Genomic DNA, 18,591 nt, shown 5'->3' on the forward strand with positions numbered 1-18,591 from the left:
ATTTCGCCTTTCAGCGTTTTGGATTTCTCCGAAGCAGCGAGAAAGACTCTAGCACGACTTTTCCGGAAACAAATAATCGGGGTCCGGCGGGGTGGTGTGGGTAGGCTGAAGCCAGCAACAGAGCCGACGCCACGAGGAGTTACACATGACTGACATCAGGCCCGAGGACGAAGTCGTCAGAATCTGCCAGGAACTGATCCGGATCGACACCTCCAACTATGGAGACGGGTCCGGCCCGGGGGAGCGGGCGGCTGCCGAATACACCGCGGGGCTGATGACGGAAGTGGGACTGGACGCCGAAATCTTCGAGTCCGCCCCGGGCCGGGCCAGCGTGGTGACCAGGCTGGCCGGCGAGGACCCGTCCGCCAGCGCCCTGGTGGTCCACGGACACCTGGATGTCGTCCCTGCACTCCGCGACCAGTGGTCGGTGGATCCCTTCGGCGCCGAACTCAAGGACGGCATGATCTGGGGCCGCGGCGCCGTGGACATGAAGGACATGGACGCCATGATTCTCGCCGTCCTCAGGAACTTTGCCCGCACCGGCCGCAAACCCAAACGGGACCTGATCTTCGCGTTCTTCGCCGACGAGGAAGCCGGCGGCACCTACGGCGCCCGCTACGCGATCGAGAAGCGCCCCGAGCTCTTCGACGGCGCCACCGAGGCCATTTCCGAGGTCGGCGGCTTCTCCGCGACCATCGGCGGCCAGCGCACCTACCTGCTGCAGACCGCCGAGAAGGGCCTGTCCTGGCTCCGGCTCGTCGCCCACGGCCGCGCCGGGCACGGCTCCCAGATCAACACCGACAACGCCGTTACGCGGCTGGCCAGTGCGGTCTCCCGCATCGGGGAATACCGCTGGCCGGTGGAGCTGACCCCCACCACCCGGCAGTTCCTCGACGGCGTGACGGAACTCACGGGTGTGGAATTCGATCCTGACGATCCCGACAAGATCCTCAAGGAGCTCGGCACGGTGGCCCGGTTTGTCGGCGCCACCTTGCAGAACACCACCAACCCCACGCTGCTCAAGGGCGGCTACAAGCACAATGTGATCCCCGAATCGGCGGAGGCCCTCATCGACTGCCGGACCCTGCCCGGCCAGGAGGAGCACGTCCTCGAGATCGTCCGCGAACTCGCCGGCACCGGCGTGGACGTCAGCTACGTCCACAACGACGTCTCCCTCGAGGTTCCGTTCGCCGGGAATCTCGTGGACTCCATGATCGACGCCCTGCACGCCGAGGACCCGGGAGCCAAGGTCCTGCCCTACACACTCTCCGGCGGCACGGACAACAAGTCCCTCAGCCGTCTGGGCATCACCGGCTACGGCTTCGCCCCGCTCCAGCTCCCGGACGAACTGGACTTCACGGGGATGTTCCACGGAGTGGACGAACGCGTCCCCACCGAATCCCTGAAGTTCGGTGCACGCGTGCTGGACACCCTACTCACCAACTACTAAGGCCCGGTAGACACCACACATGCGCCCTGACGATTCCCTGCCTGCGGCCTTGCCCGCAGCCTTGCCCGACGCCCTGTCCGAAGTCCTGCCCGATGACCTGCTCGAACGGATCCGGGGGCGCGCGGCGGGTTATGACCGGGACAACGCCTTCTTCCACGAGGATCTTGAGGAGCTGGCCGCGGCCGGCTATCTGAAGATCTTCGTCCCGGCGGCCGACGGCGGGCTGGGACTCGGGCTCGCGGCGGCAGCGCAGCTGCAGCGCCGGCTGGCGACGGCGGCCCCGGCCACCGCACTGGCCATCAACATGCACCTGGTGTGGACCGGCGTCGCGCATGTCCTGGCCGCCCGCGGCGACGCCTCACTGGATTTTGTCCTCAAGGAAGCCGCGCAGGGCGAAATCTTCGCGTTCGGCAACTCGGAGGCGGGGAACGACTCGGTGCTCTTCGACTCCCGCACCACGGCCGCGCCGGACTCAGGCGGCGGCTACGCGTTCACCGGCCGCAAGATCTTCACGAGCCTCTCACCGGCGTGGACCCGGCTGGGGATATTCGGCAAGGACACCTCGGCCGGCGACGGCGAGGGGCAGCTGGTCCACGGCTTCATCACCAGGGACACCCCCGGCTACGAGATCCTGGCCGACTGGGACACCCTGGGCATGCGCGCCAGCCAGTCGAACACTACGGTCCTGGACGGGGCGGTGGTGCCCGCCGAGCGGATTTTCCGGAAGCTGCCGGTCGGCCCGAACGCGGATCCGCTGATCTTCGCCATCTTCGCCTGCTTCGAGACGCTGCTGGCCGCCGTGTACACGGGCATCGGCGAACGGGCCCTGACCCTCGGCGTTGAGGCCGTGAAGGGCCGGACTTCGTTCAAGAACGGCGGGCGCAGCTATGCCCAGGATCCGGACATCCGCTGGAAGGTGGCCGACGCGGCGATGGCGATGGACGCCCTGTATCCGCAACTGTCGGGCGTCGCCGCCGACGTCGACGCCCTCGCCGAACATGGCGGCCAGTGGTTCCCGAAGCTGGTGGGGCTGAAAGTCAGAGCGACGGAGACGGCCCGCACCGTCGTGGACCTGGCCATCCGGGTCTCCGGGGGCTCCAGCTACTTCCGCGGCTCGGAGCTGGAGCGGCTGTACCGCGACGTGCTGGCAGGAATGTTCCACCCCTCAGACGACGAGTCGGCGCACAACACAGTGGCCAACGCGTGGTTGGGACCCCTCGAAACGGCGTAAACGCTGGAGTCCAGAACCCCTAAACGGTCCTCTGGACCTGGGTAACCCGTCGGCGCAGCCAGAAGCGGCGTCCGCCGCCCAGATACAGCACACTGCGCTCCAGTTCCCACTTGCCGTACTCGGAGTGCTCCACCAGGCGGCGGCGCGCCTCGGGCAGGGAATCCTCAGGACTTACCGTCAGTACGAGGTACTCGTACTGCCTCACATAGTCCCGTTCCCGCCGGACTGAACTGCTGAGAAAATGTTCCTTCATTGCTCTCCATTTTCTTCCTTTTCCGGCTAACGTGAAGTCATGAGCATCGATCCGCGTGTCGCGCTTCAGTCCCTGACGTCTGCCCTGGAAGAACACCTCGCCGCCGCGTCGGCGCGCCGGGGGGCCGGGGATCCGGCGGTCGAGGCAGCGTTCTTCGCCGTTGCTGATGCCTTTGAAGTCTACGACGACTCGCTCTACGAAGCGTACGGCGAAGTGACGCCGCTTGAAGTGATCGATGACGACAGCGACGAGGATGAGGACGAGGACGTCGACGACGAGGAAGACCTCGAGATCCTCCAGGACTAAGTCCGGCCGTGAGGCCAGCCAAATAGTCCGGTCAGGCGGGGTTTGACACGTCCTCCAGGGCCTGGGCGATCTGCGGCGGGAGCGGCGCCAGCGTTGAATCCATAATCTCCTTGAGCTGCACCGGCGTACGCGCCCCCACAATCGCCGTCGCGACGCCGGGCTGTGACAGCAGCCAGCTCAGCGAAACGTCCAGGGACGTCCGCCCCAAGCCTTTCGCCGCCATCGCCACGGCCTCCACCACGCTGGACGCAGCACCCTCAAGGTACGGTTCCACATAGCCGGCCAGCCGCGCTTGCGCCGCCCGCGAATCCGCAGGGATATGGCCGCGGTACTTGCCGCTCAACACCCCGCGCCCTAGCGGCCCCCACGCCATCAGGCCCAGGCCTGCGTCCTCGATGGCGGGGACCAGTTCAGTTTCGGGGGAGCGGTGCAGGAGGGAGTATTCCGACTGGTTCGCGACCAGCGGAAAACCCGCGACGGCGGCGGCCTTCGCCGTCTGCCAGCTGTTGAAGTTGGACACACCCGCGTAGCGGGCGCGGCCCGTGCGCACGGCGAATTCGAGCGCGGACAAGGTCTCCTCCAGCGGGACGTTGGGGTCCCAGGCATGCGCGAACCAGAGGTCCACGTAGTCGGTGCCGAGCCGGGCAAGGCTGGCGTCCAGGCCGGAGAGCATCCCGTTCCGGGAGGTGTCGACGCTGCGCCGGCCATCCGACGTCGCAAGTCCCGCTTTGGTGGAGATGACCACCTCGGAACGGGCGACGACGTCGCCCAGCATTCCGCCCAGCATTGCCTCCGCCTGGCCGTCGCCGTAGGACGCGGCCGTGTCGATCAGGGTTCCGCCGCCGTCCACAAAGGTACGGAGCAGGGCCGAGGCATCCTGCTCATCGGTTTCCCGGGCCCAGGACAGGGTGCCGAGGGAAACGGAGGACACACGCAACCCACTGTTGCCGACATAACGCTGCTGCATGTCAGCTAGCTTACGGGGATTCGGAATGCTTCATGACGTAGGGTCTATCTACGTGAACTGGTTTGAAGCGGCCTTTCTAGGCCTTGTGCAGGGACTGACTGAATTCCTCCCAATTTCCTCGAGTGCCCATCTGCGGATTGTTGGCTCCTTCCTCCCGAACGCGGCGGATCCCGGGGCCGCGTTTACCGCCATCACGCAGCTCGGCACGGAAACCGCCGTGGTGGTGTACTTCTGGCGCGACATTGTGCGGATTGTCAAAGCCTGGGCCGGATCACTGACCGGCAAAGTCTCCCGGCAGGACCCGGACGCCCGGATGGGCTGGCTGGTGATACTGGGCAGCCTGCCGATCATCGTCCTGGGGCTGCTGTTCCAGGACCAGATCGAATCCGTGCTCCGCAGCCTTTGGATCGTCGCCACCATGCTGATCGTCTTCGGCATGATCCTTGCCGTCGCCGACGCCGTCGGACGCCAGGACCGCGACCTGACCCAGCTGACCTACAAGCACGGCATCCTCTACGGCCTGGCGCAGGCCCTGGCCCTGATCCCCGGGGTCTCCCGCTCCGGCGGCACCATCACCGCGGGGCTGCTGATGGGCTACACCCGCGAAGCGGCCGCCCGCTATTCCTTCCTGCTCGCGATCCCGGCCGTGTTCGGCAGCGGCCTGTACCAGCTTTACAAGGTGGTCTCCCAGGATGGCGTCACCGGACCCTACAGCCTCCCGGAAACGGCCCTCGCCACGGCCGTTGCCTTCGTGGTGGGGTACATCATCATCGGCTGGTTCCTGAAGTACGTCTCGACGCACAGCTACCGGCTTTTCGTCTGGTACCGGATTCTCCTCGGCCTGGCCCTGTACCTGCTCCTCGGTTTCAACGTCATCAGCGCGTAGCACTAGGCTTGGGCTGTGAAGTCTTGGATCTCCCGCCCCGTTCCCCAGCTCCCCGGCAGCATGCCTGCCCTCCGCCTCTTCGACACTGCCAAGGGCAGTATGGTCACCCTCGGCGCAGCGGGCGAACAGTCCATGTACGTCTGCGGCATCACCCCGTATGACGCCACCCATATGGGCCACGCGGCCAGCTACGTCGCCTTCGACCTGCTCAACCGAGCCTGGCGGGACGGCAGGCAGCAGGTCTCCTACGTGCAGAACGTCACCGACGTCGACGACCCCCTGCTGGAACGAGCGACGGCGACAGGCGTGGACTGGCGCGACCTCGCCGCCAGCCAGATCGAGCTCTTCCAGACGGACATGGAAGCCCTCAACGTCCTCGCCCCGGACCACTATGTGGGCGCTGTCGAAGCCGTACCCCTGATTGTTCCCGCGATCGAACAGCTCGTGGAACGCGGCCTCGCGTACCGGGTGGCCGGCTCCGACGGCGAGCCCGACGGCGACGTCTATTACGACGTCGAGGCCGCCGGCAAACACTCCGCCGAGGCCACCGACGCCTGGACCCTCGGCGCCATCTCCGGATTGTCCGACGCCGAGATGCTGGAGCTCTTCGCCGAACGCGGCGGCGATCCCGGCCGCGCCGGCAAACGCCAGGCGCTGGATCCCCTGCTCTGGCGGGTGGCCCGCGAGGGCGAACCCAGCTGGCCCGGCGGCGAACTGGGGGAGGGCCGGCCCGGCTGGCACATCGAATGCACCGTCATAGCCCAGCAGTACCTGCCCGCCCCGTTCACGGTGCAGGGCGGCGGCTCGGACCTCATTTTCCCGCACCACGAGATGGGCGCCGGGCACGCCTATTCGCTGTCCGGCGTGCCGCTGGCCCAACACTTCGCGCACGCCGGCATGGTGGGACTCGACGGGGAAAAGATGAGCAAGTCCAAGGGAAACCTGGTCCTCGTCTCCAGGCTCCGCGCCGCCGGCGAGGAACCGGCAGCAATCCGGCTGGCCATCCTGGCCCACCACTACCGCAGCGACTGGTCCTGGACCGAGGCCGGGTTCGCCGAGGCCAAGGAGCGGCTCCGCGTATGGCGGGCAGCCCTCGCCGCGGCCCCCGGCGGCTCAGCAGCCGGGCTGGTGTCCCGGATGCGGGCGGAGCTGTCCAACGACCTGAACGCCCCCGGGGCCGTCGCCGCCGTCGATGAGTGGGCCCGGGCGGCCCTCGCGGACGGCCGCGCCGCGGCACCCGATGCCACAGACGCCGCGCTGGTCAGCGACGCCGTCAACGCGCTGCTCGGCGTTGAACTCTAGGGCGTCGAACCCTACGGGGGGTCGTTCCCTACGGGTGTCGTTCCCTAGGCGTTGAACACCAGGGCGTCGGACCCGAGGGTTGAACCCTAGGGTTTGTCCTTGCCGCGGCGCTTGAGGTAGCGCTCGAATTCCCGGGCGATCGACTCGCCGCTGGCCTCCGGGAGGTCGGCGGTGTCCTTCGCTTCCTCCAACTGGCGTACGTAGGCCGCGATCTCGGGGTCTTCGGTGGCCAGCTCATCCACGCCGCGCTCCCACGCGTCCGACTCCTCGACAAGGTCCTGCGTGTCGAGCGGAACCTGCAGCAGCTCCTCGATCCGGTGCAGGAGCGCCAGCTGGGCCTTGGGGGAGGGCGCCTGGGCGACATAGTGCGGCACGGCGGCCCAGAGCGAGACCGTGGGCAGGCCGGCCAGCAGCGCGACCTCGGCGAGTACCCCGACGATCCCCACCGGACCCTCGTACTGCGACGCCTCAAGGTCCATCCGCTCGCGCAGCGCAGGGTCATCGGTGGAGGAACTCACCGGAATCGGCCGGCTGTGCGGCACGTCAGCCAGAAGTGCACCGACCAGGATCACGTAGTCCACATGGAGCGCCTCGGCATGGACCAGCAGTTCGGCGGTGTACGCCCGCCACTTATAAGACGGTTCGGTGCCCTGAACGAAGATGACGTCCACGTTGGAGTCGGGAACACTGGCTTTGAAGATCCGGGTGGAGGGCCACTTGATCTTCCTCTCACCGGTTGCCGTGCGGCGGATCGTGGGCCGGGTGAACTGGAAATCGTAGTATTCGTCGGCGTCGATGGACCCGACCTTCTTGCCGCCCCAGAGCTTGTTCAGGTAGCGCAAGGCATCACTGGCCGCTTCCCCGGCGTCGTTCCATCCTTCGAAGGCCGCGAGCAGCACCGTGACGCGCTGGCCCTCGGGTACAGGCTGCAGCAGCCGTTCCGGCTCGGGCACGTCGCCCGTTTCCGCGGGGTCTACCTCGAAGCTATTCATCCCTTCACCCTACGTCCAAGGACCCGGGCCACGCATGGAATGAAGCGCCGGGAATCGCAGACGCGCAGGTGATATTCGCCGTAGGCGTAGTCACAGGCCCCTCGCAGGGCCGCACCGTAGACTGGAAAGCATGCGATCCTCAGCTGCCCAGCCCCTCCTCAAAGCCGCTCTCTGGGACATGGACGGCACCATCGTCGACACGGAGCCGTACTGGATTGAGGCCGAGCACGCCCTGGTCACCGCGCACGGCGGGCAGTGGTCCCATGAGAAGGCCATGCAGCTGGTGGGCCAGTCCCTTGTCTTCTCCGCGGGCATCCTGCAGGACGCCGGCGTCCGGCTCGACCGCCGCGAGATCATCGACATCCTGACCGCCCACGTCGTCAGCCAGGTCCGCACGTCCGTGCCATGGCGGCCCGGCGCCCGTGAACTGCTGGAGGAACTCCACACAGCGGGTATCCGGTGTGTCCTCGTGACCATGTCCGAGGCGCCGCTGGCGCGGGAAATCGTCGCCAGCCTGCCCAAGCCCTACTTCGATTTCCTCGTCACCGGCGACACCGTCACCCAAGGCAAGCCACATCCCGAGGCCTATCTGACGGCGGTGGAACTGCTACAGGAGCAGGACCCGGACCTCGGGCTCCACCACTGCATCGCACTGGAGGACTCCGCACCGGGCGTGGCCGCCGCCGTCGCCTCCGGCGTGCTGACCGTCGCCATTCCGCACATCGTGCCCCTCCCGCACGACCCGCGCCGCGCCATGTGGGACACCCTGGAAGGACGGACCGTGGCCGACCTCGAAGAGCTCGTCGCCCTGCGCCACGAGTTCCCGGACGCCACCTTCGGCCTGGCCCGCGCCGGGCAGGATCCCGTCCATGACTGACACCGACACCCGCGGCCGCAGCGGGCAGGACCCCCAGAAGCAAAGCCGGAAAGAGGGAATCCCGCTGGGCCGCATCGCCGGCATCCCGGTGATCCTGGCCTACTCGTGGTTCATCATCGCGGCGTTCACGGTGATCGTCTACGGCCCGGTGCTGCGGGCCAACAACCCTGAGCTGGGCCTCGGCGCCTACGTCGTGGCGTTCGCCTACGCCCTCCTGCTGCTGGTTTCGGTCCTCGCGCATGAGCTCGCGCACGCGCTGACCGCCAAAATCTACCGCTGGCCCAGCGAAAAGATCGTCCTCAACCTCTGGGGCGGGCACACCCAGTTCGAGAGCTTCACCGCCTCACCCGGCCGTTCCGTCCTCGTCGCGATGGCCGGCCCGGCAGCGAACTTCGTCCTGGCCGCCGGGGGCTGGCTGGTGCTGACCGGCGGCGACCTCAAGGGGGTCGCGGCCATCCTGGCCAATATCTTTGTCTGGGCCAACCTGCTGATCGGCCTCTTCAACGTGCTTCCCGGGTTGCCGCTCGACGGCGGACGCCTCGTCGAATCCGCGGTCTGGAAACTCACCGGCAGCCAGGAGAAGGGCACCGTGGCTGCCGGCTGGGGCGGCCGGATCATCGTGATCGGCCTCGTGGGCTGGTTTGTTGTCCTGCCCCTGCTCAGCGGCCGTGAGCCGGACACGTCACTCGTGCTCATCACGATCCTGGTCTGCGGCTTTTTGTGGATGGGGGCCAGCGCCTCGATCCGGCAGGCCCGGCTGCGGGGCCGGCTGCCGCTCGTGGAGGCCGGTGCCCTCGCCGAACCGGCGGTGGGCCTGCCGGAGTCGGCCACCGTGGCCGACATGCTGGCCCTTGCGCATGTCCCTTCCACCGGGGCGGCCCCCGCCGTCGTGCTGTACCGCCCCGACGGGCGGCCGGCCGCCGTGGTCGACGCCGGCGCGGTCGCCACGGTTCCCGCGGCAGCCACCGCCGCCACGCCCCTGACCGCCGTGTCCTACGCCCTCGGCGCGGGCGCTTACGTGCCTGAGTGGTCCCGGGGGCAGGAGCTGATCCAGTACCTGGCCCAACTCGAGGGCCTGGAGTACGCCGTCGTCGACCGCGACGGAACCGTCACCGGGCTGCTCCGGCAAGCCGCTGTCCTGGGCGCCCTCACGGGCAAGGGTCCCGGCGCCGGCAAGCGGACGGACGGCCAAAGCCGGTAGAGTTACCTGCCGGTCGTGTATTTCCGGGCCCGAGCCCCGGACACGAACCGCCGGGCACGAGCCGCCGGACCGCCGGCACCATCCGCGGCCACACAGCTTCACAGGATTGAGGAACATTTTCATGAGCAGCGACACCGCCGCCGGCATCAGCCCGGACGACGCCGGTACAGCCGGCAGCGCAGCAACCACCACCGCCCAGGCGTCCGGTACCGCAAATGCCGCCGCCCCGGTAGGCGCTGCGCGCCGCCGCGGGCCGTTCCGGGAAGGCGAGCGAGTGCAGCTCACCGACGAGCGCGGCCGCATGAACACGATCAGCCTCGAGGCCGGCGGGGCGTTCCACACGCACCGCGGCTTCCTCAACCACGACGAGATCATCGGCAAGCCGGACGGCTCCGTGGTGGTCAACAACGTCGGTCAGCAGTACCAGACCCTGCGGCCCCTGCTGTCGGACTTCGTCCTCTCGATGCCACGCGGCGCAGCCGTCGTCTACCCCAAGGATGCCGGCCAGATCGTCACCATGGCGGACATCTTCCCGGGCGCACGCGTCGTCGAAGCCGGCGTCGGCTCCGGGGCACTGTCCATCTCGCTGCTCCGCGCGGTCGGGGACAACGGTTACCTGCACTCGTTCGAGCGGCGTGAGGAATTCGCCGACATCGCCCGCGGCAACGTCGAAACGATCTTCGGCGGCCCGCACCCGGCCTGGCAGATCTCGCTCGGCGACTTCCAGGAGGAAGTGGTCCGCACCGAGGAGCCCGGCTCCGTGGACCGTGTGGTCCTGGACATGCTGGCACCATGGGAATGCCTCGACGCTGTCGCCACCGTGCTGGCCCCGGGCGGCGTGTGGATCAACTACGTCGCCACCGTGACCCAGCTGTCCCGGACCGCGGAGGCCATCCGCGCCGACGGCCGCTTCACCGAACCCGACGCCTGGGAATCCATGGTCCGCGGCTGGCACCTCGAAGGCCTGGCGGTCCGCCCGGACCACCGGATGGTCGCGCACACCGGCTTCCTGCTGGTCACCCGGCGGCTGGCCGACGGTGTCACCGGCATCTCGGTCAAGCGCCGCCCGTCCAAGACGGACTTCAACGAAGAGGACGTCAATGCCTGGACGCCGGGGGCCGTGGGGGAGCGCGCGGTGTCGGACAAGAAGCTGCGCCGGGCCGCCCGGGACGCCATTGCCGGGACCAACGTGAAGGACGATCCGGATATTACGAAGTAGTCCGCATTTCGGAAGTCTTCAGCGGCACCCGGCTTCTTGGGGCTAATGTCTTAATAGAAGCGTAGGAAGGGGCTGATGCACGATGGAGACTCCGAATACCGATCCGGGCCGGACACCGGCAGAGGACGCGGCAGGGCAGGCACGGGCCGAAGGCGACCGCCAGGGCGCCGGTGAACTGTCTGTGGCCGAGCGGCAGGTCAATATCCTTCGGGACAAACTGCGGCATATTGACCGCCAGCTCGCCGCCGCCACGCAGAACAACTCCAAGCTGGTCACCATGCTGGAGGCCGCCAAGCAGGAAATCCTCCGGCTGAAGAACGCCCTCGACCAGGAGGGCCAGCCGCCGTACAGTTTCGGCACGGTACTGCAGCTGAACCCGAAACGCCATCCCTCCGTCGGCAACGGCGGGCAGGCCGCCACCGAGGAATCGGTGGACATCTTCAACGCCGGCCGCAAGATGCGCGTCGGAATCAGCCCGCTGGTCAACATGAACCAGCTGGCCGTCGGCCAGGAAGTCCTCCTCAACGAGGCGCTGCTGGTGGTGGCCGGGCTGGGCTACGAGCGGGCCGGGGACCTGGTGACGCTGAAGGAAATGCTGGGCGCGGACCGTGCACTGGTGGTGGGCCGCGCGGACGAGGAACGGGTCGTCCGGCTCTCCGGCGCCCTGCTCGCGCAGAAGCTCCGGGTCGGCGACGCCCTCTCGATCGATTCCCGCACCGGCTACGCCCTCGAGAAGATCCCGCGCTCCGAGGTGGAAAACCTCGTCCTCGAAGAAGTGCCGGACATCACCTACCAGGACATCGGCGGGCTGGGACCGCAGATCGAACAGATCCGCGACGCCGTGGAACTTCCGTTCCTGCACCCGGACCTGTACCGCGAACACGGCCTCAAGGCGCCCAAGGGCATCCTGCTCTACGGCCCGCCGGGCTGCGGCAAAACGCTCATCGCCAAGGCCGTTGCCAACTCCCTCGCGGCCCGGGCCGCCGAACGCACCGGCAAAACGGACATGAAGAGCTACTTCCTGAACATCAAGGGCCCGGAACTGCTGGACAAGTACGTCGGCGAGACCGAACGCCACATCCGGCTGATCTTCGCCCGTGCCCGGGAGAAGGCCTCCGAGGGCAGCCCCGTGGTGGTGTTCTTCGACGAAATGGACTCGCTGTTCCGCACCCGCGGCACCGGCATCTCCTCCGACGTCGAAACGACCATCGTCCCGCAGCTCCTCAGCGAGATCGACGGCGTGGAGCGGCTCGACAACGTGATCGTCATCGGTGCGTCCAACCGCGAAGACATGATCGACCCTGCGATCCTCAGGCCGGGCCGGCTGGACGTCAAGGTCAAGATCCACCGCCCCGACGCGGAAGCCGCCGCGGACATCTTCAACAAGTACATCACCGCTGACCTGCCCTTCCACGAGTCCGACCTCGCCGAGCACCAGGGCGATGTCCAGGCCACTGTGGATGCGATGGTCCAGCGCACCGTCGAGGCCATGTACTCCACCGACAAGTCCAACGAATACCTCGAGGTCACCTACGCCAACGGCGACACCGAAATGCTCTACTTCAAGGACTTCAACTCCGGCGCCGTGGTGCAGAACGTTGTGGACCGGGCCAAGAAATACGCCATCAAGGACCTGCTGACCGTGGGCCAGAAGGGCATCCGGATCGACCACCTGCTGCGCGCCGTCGTCGACGAATTCCGCGAGCACGAGGACATGCCCAACACCACCAACCCCGACGACTGGGCACGGATCTCGGGCAAGAAGGGCGAACGCATCACCTACATCCGCACCATCGTCCAGGGCAAGGCCGGGCAGGAGCCCGGCAAGTCCATCGAGACAATGCCGAACACGGGCCAGTACCTGTGACGGCTGGTGTGCCCGGCAAGCCGGCCGGCGTGTCCGGCGGGCTGCCGGTCGGCGGTGCCATGCGGGTGATGGGCTCGGAGACGGAGTACGGCATTCATGCACCCTCCGCACCCGGCGCCAACGCCACGATGATGTCCGCCCGGGTGATCCAGGCCTACGCCCAGGTGACCAGGCAGCGCGCAGCCGGAGGAGCCGAAACCCGCTGGGACTACACCGACGAGGAACCGCTGCACGATGCCCGCGGGTGGACGCTGGAGCGCAGCCAGGCCGACCCAGACCAGCTGACCGACCAGCCTCCCGTCCTCGACGCCGAGGCCGTCGCCCTCGCGTACGGGCGGCAAGAACTTGAGGCCGACGGCGAGGACGAATCCGGGACCCTGCTGATGAACATGGTCCTCGGCAACGGCGCCCGGCTGTACGTCGACCATGCCCACCCCGAGTACTCCAGCCCGGAAGTGACCAGCCCGCTCGACGCCGTCGCCTGGGATGCCGCAGGCGACCTCGTGGCCCTGGCCGCGGTGCGCCGGCTGGCGGCCGACCCTGAACTGCCCCCCATCAATCTTTACAAGAACAACACCGACAACAAGTCCGTCTCCTACGGGTCCCACGAGAACTACCTGATGCCGCGGAACGTCCCGTTCGGGGACATTGTCCGCGGGCTGACACCGTTCTTCGTCACCCGGCAGATTATCTGCGGGGCGGGCCGGGTCGGCATGAAACAGGACGGGTCACGCCCCGGGTACCAGATCAGCCAGCGGGCGGATTTTTTTGAGACCGAAGTCGGCCTCGAGACCACCATCCGCCGCCCCATCATCAACACCCGCGACGAACCCCATGCGACGGCGGACAAGTACCGGCGGCTGCACGTCATCATCGGCGACGCCAATCTCAGCCAGGCCTCCAACTACCTCAAATTCGGGGCCACCGCGATGGTGCTGAGCCTGATCGAGGCCGGCCTGGCCCCCAAGCTTGAAGTCCACGAGCCGGTGGCCGCGCTGCAGGCCGTCAGCCATGACACCTCGCTGACGGCCACGCTGCGGCTGCTCGACGGACGGCGGATCACCGCCCTGGACCTGCAGTGGATCTATTACGAAGCGGCCGCGAAGCACGCCCAGGACACCGGTGTCGCCGACGCCGTGGACGGGGACGGGCACACGCATCAAGTCCTGGAACGCTGGTCGGCGACGCTGACGGAACTGGGCAGCGACCGCGCGGCCGCCGCGTCCTCCGTGGAGTGGCTCGCAAAGCTCTCCCTGCTGGAGGGCTACCGGGACCGCGACGGGCTGGACTGGGGCCACGCACGGCTGGGCCTCGTGGACCTGCAGTGGGCGGATATCAGGCCCGAAAAGGGGCTTTACTACCGCATGCTGGCACGGGACCGCATGCAGCGGCTCGTCGACGACACCAGGATCCAGCGGGCGGTCACCGAACCGCCGTCGGACACCCGGGCGTTCTTCCGCGGCCGCTGCATCAGCCGCTTCGGAGCAGACGTGGTCGGCGCCAGCTGGGACTCCGTGATCTTCGATGTGCCCGGCCGCGGCAGGCTGCAACGGGTCCCCACCCGGGAGCCGCTGCGCGGAACCGAGGCACTCACCGGCGGGCTCTTCGCCCGCCACCGGGAGGCCGGACCGTTCCTCTCCGAGCTGCTGGGACTCCCACCCGGTTCCTAGGAACAAAGCGCCCCGCAGAGCCCCCTGGCGTGGCAATATGGCTTACAGGAAGTCCCTCGCCACGGGGGACGGACAGAAGGAGAAAACAATGGCAGGCCAGGAGCAGCAACAGCCGAAGTCGCGGGACACCGAGGTCGACGAGGACGTCCCCGCCGCCCCGCCGGCTCCCGCTGAGGGACAGGCGTCGGCCGCCACCCAGGGCGTCGACGATCTCCTCGATGAGATCGACGGAGTGCTGGAGTCCAACGCCGAGGAATTCGTCCGCGCGTTCGTCCAAAAGGGCGGCCAGTAGAACGGCCAGGGCACGGCGGCCCACGGGTTGCGCCGGGACAGGGCTGAGGGCCGGAAGTCGTTGATTCACTACGTTGAGGGAGTGCACCAGTGCAGGAAACCACAGCCAACCAGGTAGCAGCCAACGCCACGTCCTCCTTCACTGAACATCTGCAGCGCCAACGCCCCGACTTGTTGCCGTTCGGCCAGCACCTTCCGGCGGGAGCCACGGCAGCGGGCACCGCCCAGCCGCTGCAGGCACCGCACGGGACCACCATTGTCGCGCTGAGCTACGCTGGCGGGGTCCTGATGGCGGGGGACCGGCGCGCCACCATGGGCAACGTCATCGCCAGCCGGCATATCGAGAAAGTCTTCCCGGCCGATCAGTACTCGGTGCTCGGCATCGCCGGGACCGCGGGCATCGCGCTGGACATCACCCGGCTGTTCCAGGTCGAACTCGAACACTACGAGAAGATCGAAGGCACGATCCTGAGCCTTGACGGCAAAGCCAACCGGCTCGGTGCCATGATCCGCAGCAACCTGCCGATGGCGATGCAGGGCCTCGCGGTAGTCCCACTCTTCGCAGGCTTCGACCGTCCCGCCGGCGTCGGACGGCTTTTCTCCTACGACGTGACCGGCGGCCGGTATGAGGAGCAGGAGCACCACACCGTCGGGTCGGGCTCCGTGTTCGCCCGCGGCGCGCTCAAGAAGCTCTGGCGGCCCAACCTCTCCGAGCAGGACGCCGTCGCCGTCGCCGTCGAGGCGCTGTACGACGCCGCCGACGACGATTCCGCCACGGGCGGACCGGACCCGGTCCGGCAGCTGTGGCCGGTGGTTTACCTCGTCAACCGATCAGGTGCCTTCCGGGTGCCGGAGCGTGAGCTCGCGGCAGTGGCCGGCACCATCATTGAATCCAGGGCCGTGGCCCAGCGGGAGGCCTGAGATGACCCAGCAGTTCTACGTATCGCCCGAACAACTGATGAAGGACCGCGCGGATTTCGCGCGGAAGGGCATCGCGCGCGGGCGCTCCGTGGTGGTCATCAGCTGCCGCGACGGGATCGCCCTCGTAGCCGAGAACCCGTCACCCTCGCTGCATAAGATCGGCGAGATCTACGACAAAATCGCGTTCGCCGCCGTGGGCAAGTACAACGAATTCGAGAGCCTCCGCCAGGCCGGAGTGCGCTACGCCGACGTGCGCGGCTACTCGTACGACCGGGAAGACGTGACGGCCAGGGGCCTCGCCAGCGTCTACGCGCAAAGCCTGGGGGCTGTGTTCACGGCGGAACAGAAGCCCTTCGAAGTGGAACTGGCCGTGGCCGAGGTGGGGTCCTCCCCGGCAGAGGACCACCTCTACCGGCTGACCTTCGACGGGTCGATTGCCGACGAGAACGGCTTCATCGTGATGGGCGGCCAGGCGGACAAGGTCTCCGAGGCCGTCGCAGCGGGCTGGCAGGGCGAACTCGACTTTGCCGGCGCCATCAAACTGGCCCTGGCCGGTCTCGTCGCGGACAAGGAAACCACCACGTTGCCGGCGTCGGCCGTGGAGGTGGCCGTCCTGGACCGCGGCTCGGAAAGCAGCCGCGGCACCCGCCGCGCCTTCCGCAGGCTTGAGGACGCAGACATCACGGCATTGCTGGCTGAGGAGAACTGAGATGGACAAGCGCATTTTCGGCATCGAGACCGAGTTCGGGATTTCCTATTCGAGCCCGGAGTCCCGTCCGCTGGCCCCCGAGGAGGTGGCCCGGTACCTCTTCCGCAAGGTGGTCAGCTGGGGGAGGTCCTCCAACGTGTTCCTGACCAACGGGTCCAGGCTGTACCTCGACGTCGGGTCCCACCCGGAGTATGCCACCGCGGAGTGTGACGACCTCGCCCAGCTGATCGCGCACGACCGGGCCGGGGAGCTGATCCTGGACGACCTCGTCGACGAAGCGCAGGAACGGCTCGCGGCGGAGGGCTTCAACGGCACCGTCTACCTGTTCAAGAACAACACTGACTCCGCCGGGAACTCCTACGGCAGCCATGAGAACTACCTCATCCCGCGGCGCGGGGAATTCTCCCGGCTCGCCGAGATCCTGATCCCGTTCCTCGTGACCCGGCAGCTCATTGCGGGCGCGGGCAAGATTCTCAAGACCCCCCACGGAGCCACCTTCGCGTTCTCCCAGCGGGCCGACCACATCTGGGAAGGCGTCTCCTCCGCCACTACGCGGTCCCGCCCGATCATCAACACGCGCGACGAGCCGCATGCCGACGCCGAGTTCTACCGGCGGCTGCACGTGATCGTTGGCGACTCCAACATGTCCGAGACCACGGCGCTGCTCAAGGTGGGGACCGTTGACCTGATCCTGCGGATGATCGAGGCAGGGGTCATCATGCGCGACATGCGGATGGAGAACCCCATCCGCAGCATCCGGGAAATCTCCCATGACCTCAGCGGACGCGCCTTGGTGCGGCTCGCCAACGGCCGGCAGCTCACCGCCCTGGAAATCCAGCGCGAATACCTGGGCAAGGTCACGGCCTTCGTCGCGGAGCAGGGCGCCCACAACGCCCACGTCCCGCTGATCCTGGACCTTTGGGAGCGCACGCTTGACGCGATCGAAAGCGGCGACACGAGCAAGATCGACACTGAAGTGGACTGGGCCATCAAGAAGAAGCTCATGGACAACTACCGCGCCCGGCATAACCTCGGCCTCGACGCGCCCCGGATCGCCCAGCTGGACCTGACCTACCACGACATCTCGCGCACCCGCGGACTCTACTACCTGCTGCAGTCCCGCGGGGCCGTGCGCCGCGTGGTGGACGACACCGCGGTCAAGGACGCGGTGGACGCCCCGCCGCAGACCACCCGGGCCAAGCTCCGCGGCGACTTTGTCCGCCGGGCGCAGGAACTCGGGCGCGACTACACCGTGGACTGGGTGCATTTGAAGCTCAACGACCGCGCCCACCAGACCCTGCTGTGCAAGGACCCGTTCCGCAGCGTCGACGAACGGGTGGATGCCCTGCTGAACTCTATGGGCTGATACCCAGCTTTCCGCGTTATTCTGGAGGGGTGCCGTTCGCGGCCACGCTTGCTTTGCCGCTGGCACATGCCCGGCGAGGCGTCCATCCTGCCCCGACGAAAGTTCTTAAGTGCGCCGACTATTAGCAATTCTTCTTCCCGGACTGCTGCTGCTGACCGCTTGCGGCGGCGGCGAACCAGCCGCCCCGGAACCCACCAGCCAGTCCGCCGGCGAGACCGCCAAGCTGGACTCCCTCAAGCTGACGGAGAACGGCGACAAGAAGGCTCCCGGTGTTGAATTCACCAAGCCCCTCGACGTCAAGGAACCCACCGTCAAGGTGGTCACCGAGGGTGACGGTGACCGGGTCAAGGCCAACCAGATCGCCGGAATTTCCATCGTCGCCCTGAGCGGCAAGGACGGCTCCACCCTGGAAGACACGTTCCCGGACGCCCCGCAGGATCTCGAACTCAACGAGGCGCTCAAGACCGAGAGCCCCGTCATCTACAACGCCTTCGTCGGCTCGAAGATCGGCTCCCACCTGGCCCTCGCGGTTCCCGGCCAGGCAGCGGCAGAGGGCGCCCAGGCGCAGCCCACGCAGCTCCTCGTCGTCAAGGTCATCTCCGCCAAGGACGCACCCAAGGTACTCGACAAGCCCGAGGGCGAGACCGTGACGCCGCCGGCAGGCCTGCCGACCGTCAAGGAAAACGACAAGGGCGTCCCGGAGATCTCCGTCAAGGGCGTAGCCGCCCCGAAGGCCCTCGTCTCCCAGGACCTCATCAAGGGCACCGGCCCGGAGGTCAAGGCCACCGACACCCTCACCGTGAACTACGTCGGTGTGGCACTGTCAAGCGGCAAGGTCTTCGACTCCAGCTTTGACCGCGGCGAGAAGACCTCCTTCCCGCTCACCGGCGTCATCAAGGGCTGGACCCAGGGCCTGACCGGCAAGACGGTCGGCTCCCGGGTCCTCCTGGTCATTCCCCAGGACCTTGCCTACGGCGCGAAGGGCCAGGGCGAGGCAAAGGGCGACCTCGTCTTCGTCGTCGACATCCTCGGCGTCAAGTAGCCACCACACCTCACCACTCAAGCCACGCTAGAAGGAGTAAC

General features: G+C 67.5%; 18 protein-coding genes. 15 read left to right on the forward strand and 3 right to left on the reverse strand.

Annotation, left to right across the window (positions count from 1 at the left end; translation table 11 throughout):
- Positions 1-145 precede the first annotated feature (145 nt).
- Positions 146-1,450: a M20/M25/M40 family metallo-hydrolase gene (locus tag ASE96_RS09710; RefSeq protein ID WP_056429397.1), complete on the forward strand. Its 1,305-nt coding sequence runs from the start codon at positions 146-148 to the stop codon at positions 1,448-1,450.
- 19 nt (positions 1,451-1,469) lie between these two features.
- Positions 1,470-2,681 carry an acyl-CoA dehydrogenase family protein gene (locus ASE96_RS09715; protein WP_056429400.1) on the forward strand — a complete coding sequence of 404 codons (1,212 nt, stop codon included), beginning with the start codon at positions 1,470-1,472 and terminating at the stop codon, positions 2,679-2,681.
- 19 nt (positions 2,682-2,700) lie between these two features.
- Here ASE96_RS09715 and ASE96_RS09720 read toward each other — a convergent pair whose 3' ends face one another.
- Positions 2,701-2,934, reverse strand: coding sequence for a DUF5703 family protein (locus tag ASE96_RS09720; protein ID WP_024366712.1), 234 nt, complete (start codon positions 2,932-2,934; stop codon positions 2,701-2,703).
- A 39-nt stretch (positions 2,935-2,973) separates the two neighbouring features.
- Here ASE96_RS09720 and ASE96_RS09725 point away from each other — a divergent pair, with 39 nt between their 5' ends.
- The gene (locus tag ASE96_RS09725; RefSeq protein ID WP_056429402.1) at positions 2,974-3,240 is read left to right on the forward strand and encodes a hypothetical protein; all 267 of its coding nucleotides are present in this window, start codon (positions 2,974-2,976) and stop codon (positions 3,238-3,240) included.
- 31 nt (positions 3,241-3,271) lie between these two features.
- Here ASE96_RS09725 and ASE96_RS09730 read toward each other — a convergent pair whose 3' ends face one another.
- Positions 3,272-4,207 carry an aldo/keto reductase gene (locus tag ASE96_RS09730; RefSeq protein ID WP_056429405.1) on the reverse strand — a complete coding sequence of 312 codons (936 nt, stop codon included), beginning with the start codon at positions 4,205-4,207 and terminating at the stop codon, positions 3,272-3,274.
- Positions 4,208-4,259: 52 nt separating this feature from the next.
- Here ASE96_RS09730 and ASE96_RS09735 point away from each other — a divergent pair, with 52 nt between their 5' ends.
- Positions 4,260-5,093: an undecaprenyl-diphosphate phosphatase gene (locus tag ASE96_RS09735; RefSeq protein WP_056429407.1), complete on the forward strand. Its 834-nt coding sequence runs from the start codon at positions 4,260-4,262 to the stop codon at positions 5,091-5,093.
- Between the two features lie 15 nt (positions 5,094-5,108).
- The gene (gene mshC, locus ASE96_RS09740; protein ID WP_056429409.1) at positions 5,109-6,395 is read left to right on the forward strand and encodes a cysteine--1-D-myo-inosityl 2-amino-2-deoxy-alpha-D-glucopyranoside ligase; all 1,287 of its coding nucleotides are present in this window, start codon (positions 5,109-5,111) and stop codon (positions 6,393-6,395) included.
- A gap of 86 nt (positions 6,396-6,481) precedes the next feature.
- Here mshC and ASE96_RS09745 read toward each other — a convergent pair whose 3' ends face one another.
- Entirely contained in the window at positions 6,482-7,387 is a 906-nt protein-coding gene (locus tag ASE96_RS09745) for a PAC2 family protein (RefSeq protein WP_056429410.1), read from the reverse strand.
- Positions 7,388-7,517: 130 nt separating this feature from the next.
- On the opposite strand from ASE96_RS09745, the gene ASE96_RS09750 reads away from it, so the two are divergent.
- From ASE96_RS09750 to ASE96_RS09795, 10 genes are all read left to right on the forward strand, one after another.
- Entirely contained in the window at positions 7,518-8,264 is a 747-nt protein-coding gene (locus tag ASE96_RS09750) for an HAD family hydrolase (RefSeq protein ID WP_056429412.1), read from the forward strand.
- On the forward strand, positions 8,257-9,465 hold the full coding sequence (locus ASE96_RS09755) for a site-2 protease family protein (RefSeq protein WP_056429414.1): 1,209 nt from the start codon (positions 8,257-8,259) through the stop codon (positions 9,463-9,465). Before ASE96_RS09750 ends, ASE96_RS09755 begins: the two co-directional genes overlap by 8 nt.
- A 121-nt stretch (positions 9,466-9,586) precedes the next feature.
- A complete protein-coding gene (locus ASE96_RS09760) occupies positions 9,587-10,684 on the forward strand; it encodes a tRNA (adenine-N1)-methyltransferase (protein ID WP_056429416.1) in 1,098 nt (365 codons plus the stop codon).
- Between the two features lie 82 nt (positions 10,685-10,766).
- Positions 10,767-12,551 carry a proteasome ATPase gene (gene arc / locus ASE96_RS09765; RefSeq protein WP_056429418.1) on the forward strand — a complete coding sequence of 595 codons (1,785 nt, stop codon included), beginning with the start codon at positions 10,767-10,769 and terminating at the stop codon, positions 12,549-12,551.
- A gap of 59 nt (positions 12,552-12,610) precedes the next feature.
- Complete coding sequence (gene dop, locus ASE96_RS09770; protein ID WP_156367573.1) at positions 12,611-14,221, forward strand: depupylase/deamidase Dop; 1,611 nt, start codon at positions 12,611-12,613, stop codon at positions 14,219-14,221.
- Positions 14,222-14,309: 88 nt separating this feature from the next.
- Positions 14,310-14,513: a ubiquitin-like protein Pup gene (locus tag ASE96_RS09775; RefSeq protein WP_056429993.1), complete on the forward strand. Its 204-nt coding sequence runs from the start codon at positions 14,310-14,312 to the stop codon at positions 14,511-14,513.
- A gap of 89 nt (positions 14,514-14,602) precedes the next feature.
- The gene (gene prcB, locus ASE96_RS09780; RefSeq protein ID WP_056429422.1) at positions 14,603-15,433 is read left to right on the forward strand and encodes a proteasome subunit beta; all 831 of its coding nucleotides are present in this window, start codon (positions 14,603-14,605) and stop codon (positions 15,431-15,433) included.
- Position 15,434: 1 nt separating this feature from the next.
- Positions 15,435-16,142, forward strand: coding sequence for a proteasome subunit alpha (gene prcA, locus ASE96_RS09785; protein WP_056429423.1), 708 nt, complete (start codon positions 15,435-15,437; stop codon positions 16,140-16,142).
- Between the two features lies 1 nt (position 16,143).
- Complete coding sequence (gene pafA, locus ASE96_RS09790) at positions 16,144-17,508, forward strand: Pup--protein ligase (RefSeq protein ID WP_056429425.1); 1,365 nt, start codon at positions 16,144-16,146, stop codon at positions 17,506-17,508.
- 109 nt (positions 17,509-17,617) lie between these two features.
- Entirely contained in the window at positions 17,618-18,550 is a 933-nt protein-coding gene (locus ASE96_RS09795; RefSeq protein ID WP_056429427.1) for an FKBP-type peptidyl-prolyl cis-trans isomerase, read from the forward strand.
- The last annotated feature ends 41 nt before the right edge of the window (positions 18,551-18,591 follow it).

It is taken from the genome of Arthrobacter sp. Leaf69 (assembly GCF_001422645.1).
Lineage (GTDB): Bacteria > Actinomycetota > Actinomycetes > Actinomycetales > Micrococcaceae > Arthrobacter.